This is a genomic window from Enterobacter cloacae complex sp.6700776 (assembly GCF_048284255.1).
In the GTDB taxonomy this organism is placed as follows: Bacteria; Pseudomonadota; Gammaproteobacteria; order Enterobacterales; family Enterobacteriaceae; genus Enterobacter; species Enterobacter intestinihominis.
Genome location: NZ_JBLVYK010000084.1, coordinates 1 through 359, shown reverse-complemented (window position 1 = coordinate 359; position 359 = coordinate 1). Strand labels below are relative to the sequence as shown.

1 pseudogene is annotated in these 359 nt (G+C 50.1%); it reads left to right on the top strand.

The window, feature by feature from the left end:
- Positions 1–131: 131 nt before the first annotated feature.
- A pseudogene (gene dgoR, locus ACNQ0T_RS23325) lies at positions 132–359 on the top strand (D-galactonate utilization transcriptional regulator DgoR); the annotation flags it as partial.

Below are 359 nucleotides of genomic sequence, written 5' to 3'. Positions count from 1 at the left end.
AACACAATAATGTTGTACTACATTACGCTCATGTTGATAACGTACAGCATCACGTTAGTAGTACAAACATGAGGCGAAATTCAGCAGCGACGGTAAAGTAGAGCAGTACACATAGAGCACAAGGACTCTCCATGACTCTCAATAAGACCGATCGCATTGTGATCTCGCTGGGCAAACAGATCGTCAGCGGTAAATACGTCCCGGGTTCGGCGCTTCCGGCCGAAGCGGAACTCTGTGAGGAGTTTGAAACCTCGCGCAACATCATCCGCGAAGTGTTTCGTTCCCTGATGGCGAAGCGGCTGATTGAAATGAAGCGCTATCGCGGCGCGTTTGTCGCTCCCAGAAACCAGTGGAACTAC